Source organism: Sulfurimonas sp. (assembly GCF_027056685.1).
In the GTDB taxonomy this organism is placed as follows: domain Bacteria; phylum Campylobacterota; class Campylobacteria; order Campylobacterales; family Sulfurimonadaceae; genus Sulfurimonas.
In genome coordinates this window covers 1-3,898 of record NZ_JALUKE010000104.1, presented here as the reverse complement: position 1 = coordinate 3,898, position 3,898 = coordinate 1, and the positions used below count along the sequence as shown (strand labels likewise).

General features: G+C 34.6%; 4 protein-coding genes. 1 reads left to right on the top strand and 3 read right to left on the bottom strand.

Annotation, left to right across the window (positions count from 1 at the left end):
• Nucleotides 1-96: 96 nt before the first annotated feature.
• Nucleotides 97-600 (bottom strand): ankyrin repeat domain-containing protein, encoded by a 504-nt coding sequence (locus MVY38_RS04540; RefSeq protein WP_297483973.1) that lies wholly within the window; start codon nucleotides 598-600, stop codon nucleotides 97-99.
• A 96-nt stretch (nucleotides 601-696) separates the two neighbouring features.
• Here MVY38_RS04540 and MVY38_RS04535 point away from each other — a divergent pair, with 96 nt between their 5' ends.
• Entirely contained in the window at nucleotides 697-1,896 is a 1,200-nt protein-coding gene (locus tag MVY38_RS04535) for a tetrahydrodipicolinate N-succinyltransferase N-terminal domain-containing protein (RefSeq protein ID WP_297483972.1), read from the top strand.
• A gap of 20 nt (nucleotides 1,897-1,916) precedes the next feature.
• On the opposite strand, the gene MVY38_RS04530 is transcribed toward MVY38_RS04535, so the two are convergent.
• Nucleotides 1,917-3,215 (bottom strand): SH3 domain-containing protein, encoded by a 1,299-nt coding sequence (locus MVY38_RS04530; RefSeq protein WP_297483971.1) that lies wholly within the window; start codon nucleotides 3,213-3,215, stop codon nucleotides 1,917-1,919.
• Nucleotides 3,216-3,230: 15 nt separating this feature from the next.
• The gene (locus tag MVY38_RS04525; RefSeq protein WP_297483974.1) at nucleotides 3,231-3,890 is read right to left on the bottom strand and encodes a LexA family transcriptional regulator; all 660 of its coding nucleotides are present in this window, start codon (nucleotides 3,888-3,890) and stop codon (nucleotides 3,231-3,233) included.
• Between the last annotated feature and the right edge of the window lie 8 nt (nucleotides 3,891-3,898).

Below are 3,898 nucleotides of genomic sequence, written 5' to 3'. Positions count from 1 at the left end.
AGTAAAGTTGTAGAGTCACTTTTACAAGATTGGCTTGCAAAAGAGAAGAGAAAACCACTTGATCACTCAAACCAAGGAAAGTTTTTCGACTAAAGACTAGCGTGCATACGCAGTGTTTTTAGGAGTATTCTCGTCATATTCAAAAAGAGAGAGAATACTTTTTTTATTCATTTTTCTTGCAAAATCAACTGCTGTAAAACCCTTTGAGTCTTTGGCATTTGTATCTGCTCCATTATCTAAAAGTATTTGTGCTATCTCTATCCTGCCATAACATGCAGCTGCCATAAGTGCAGTAAACCCACTTTTTCGTGTTGTCTCATTGACATTTTTGCCCTGCTCTATCAAATAAAGTAGCATCTCTTTATTGTCATAAGTTACTGCCATATCAAAAATACTTACGCCCTCATCATCAAAGTCAAAAATATCTGCACCACTCTCTATAAGCAGCATAAGTGTTTCTATATCACATCCTGCGCGCAAAGCACAAGCAAGTACAGACTCACTAAGCTCATTTGTTTGAGATAAATCCCCACCCGATTTGATGTACTTTTTTATACCGAGATAATCATCATTTTTTAAAAGTTCTAACCATTTATTCATAATCTATTCTTTATTTTATATTTTATGATTGTACTTAAAATCTTATTAGGAGTTTTTAAGTATAATTGCAGACAAAATTACTTAAGCGAGAATTCAATGCAAACTATAGAAACAACAGACGCTTTTAAAGCACTTATAGAAGATATTAAAACAACAACACCAAACTACAAAGACCCTTTGGCTTTTGGTATTGCCAGAGTTGATTTAGGTCAATTAAATGTAGAAAAGTCTCTTCAAGCTACTTATCCTGTAGTAAATTGGGATGAAAACTTTGGAAGTGCGGCTATTTTTATTCGTGCTTTAGCAGAACAAGGCATAGCCGTAGATTTTACACAAGATGAAGTAGTATGTAACATCAATTTACAATTTTTAAAAGATTGTTTAAACGCATTTACACCATACTCAGATGAAGCTCATGGCGATGCACATAAAAACATTCAAGTCATCTCAGCACTCTACTCACAAATCATAAACAATGGTTCTTTAGAGGGTGAGTTTAAAGTATGTTTCATTTTTGAAGATGCACCACTAGAGTCTGTAGAGGCAACATACCTTAAACTTTATGCTATCTCTCTTGCAAAAGTCGGCCTTCGTGAAATCAACCTAAACGGTGCATTTGGTGCACTTCCAAATGTTGCATGGTCAAACGGTCAGCCTATAGAGCTTGAGTATCTTCGTGAATTTGAAATAGAACTCAAACTTGCAAATGAGTTCCCACACATCGACTTTGTAGATAAATTCCCAAGATTCTTACAACACATCATTCCAGCAGACAACACTCGTATCTTAGATACAAGTAAAGTTCGTTTCGGTGCGCAACTTGCTGCTGGAACTACAGTTATGCCAGGTGCTTCATACATTAACTTCAACGCAGGTACTACTGGTTCAGTTATGGTTGAAGGACGCATTAGTTCTTCTGCTATTGTTGGTGATGGTTCAGATGTTGGTGGTGGTGCTTCTATTTTAGGTGTACTTAGTGGAACAGACGGTAACCCTATCTCAGTTGGTAAAAACTGCCTTTTAGGTGCAAATTCTGTTTGTGGTATTCCTTTAGGTGATGGCTGTATCATTGATGCAGGCATTGCAATCCTTGAAGGAACAAAAATTGCCATTCAACCAGAGCAGTTGAAAAAGATTATGGATGTAAATACAAATATGAAAATGGAAGGTGAAATCTTTAAAGGTAAACAACTTGCAGGATTATATGGTCTTCACTACAGACAAAACTCACTCACAGGCGAAATCACAGCTTCTCGCTCAATAAGAGAGATAAAACTAAACGCAGACCTTCATTAAATATTTTTTGGATACTATTTTTAGTATCCAACTATATTCATGCTTTTTAAATGTGAAAGTAAAGATGCCTTTTTATCATAATAATAAAGATTTTTACCTATTTCAAGCGTACTAAAAACTGCTCTTCCTACAATAAAACGCCCTAATTTACCATTTTTAATTGTTTTTATGCCCCACATATTTTGAAAGACTATTACTTTGTCATTACGAACTCCTACATACAAAAGAATATGTCCCTGTTTATACAGTAGCGTTTTAAACGCGACACCCTCTTTTTTAATAGTTGCTATTTTCTCTTTATCACTCATCCCCTCAAAAGAGATGACTTTTCCTATTTGCGCCTGTTTAGATGAGTTTCTTGGTAACCAAACTCCAAATGGAGCAAAGAAATCGCGTATGGTCGAAGAGCAGTCGCGTTGTCCATACATACCACCCCATCCATAGTGCATTTTTTGTAGTTCCTGCATCACTGCGTTTATATTCTCTGTATTAAAGGCAAGAATACCCGAATGTGCTACATTAAAGGGAAGTTTTGATTTATAAAAAAATGGCTTATTTGTAGCATACTTTGAAACAGTTAAAAGAGTAGTGGTTGTTGCATTTGCATCAATTAATGGCAGCATCATTCCTATGTGAGAGTAAAATAAAAAATTATTTTTTTCATCATGTAGCGCAATATTGTCTTTTAATAGAAATCCCTGCTTTACTCTTTGATAAATTTCAATGTATCTTTTTGGCATATAAACAATATCGTTGCTATGTACCCAACCATCTGCAAAACTTGACTCTACAAATACCCACGCTCTATCTTTTGAGTAGTGTGAAACTAAAATAGGCTTATTTGCTCCAATAGTAGAATTTTGCAGATAATCAAAAGGGAAACCCTCTCCTGCTTGCTTTGGATTTCTAAAGAGTGGTCTTTGTGTTGGAAAGGCTCTAAGGTTCAGATTTTTAAGTGTTAAAGCAGGTTTATTTAGCCTTGCATACTCACTAAAATTAGAATTTTCTAACATCTTATTGAAAAAACTTTGATCTATATGCTGTAGATTTTCTCCATAACTCTTTTGTGGAGTAAAAACATTATATGCCCACATAGCCTGTGCAAGTGGAGCTTCTATTTTAGTCTCTTTCCAAGGTTTGAAATAGTGCTCTTTATACTCCTCTAAAGTTGAAATATATCCATCATCAATACCTTGCGAATAGCTCTGTACATCTTGTGAAATCTCTTGCAAATCTCTCACTTTTTCAACACTTACACCATTACTGAAACTACATCCAGATATAAAAATTGCTATAAAAGCAATAAATAGATACTGCAAGAACCACTCCTTTTTCTAATCAACATCTCCAAATCTACTTACAACTCTACCTACAATTTCAAGTTCATTAGGTGCTAATATTTGTTTGTCATATACTGAATTGTCTGAAATTACATCTAACTTTCCATCTATGCGTTTATGTACTCGTTTAATGAAAAGTCCACCTTCGGTTCTAATTGTAAAAATACCACCACGGTTGACATCCGTTTTACTTCTATTTATAAAAACAATATCATTATAACTAAAAGTGGGCTCCATCGAATCACCTGATACATTAATCGCTTCTATATTTTTAAGCTCTTTTTCTCCACCTAACATAAATACAAACTGCTCAGGAATCTCAAGCTCCTCTACTTCTTCAAATTCAACATCACTACCACCACCAGCACTTGCGTTTATATCATTAAAATATTTAACTATATAAAATTTATTTGTCGCATCTACAAGACTTTCAGGAGATTGACCATACAATAGCCAGTTAATAGAGAGGCTGCGTTTAGCACAGAAATCAAGCAGTTCATTAAATGGTATTTTGTCTCTTTTTTTCATTGTTGCAAAATTCATCTGTGAAATTCCAAGCACAGCAGCCACATCTTTGTCAAACACTTTCTTTGGAGCAATTTCAGCAGAAATAATACTTTTTATCTCTTCTACTATATCAATAAAACTATTCATCTTTAGCC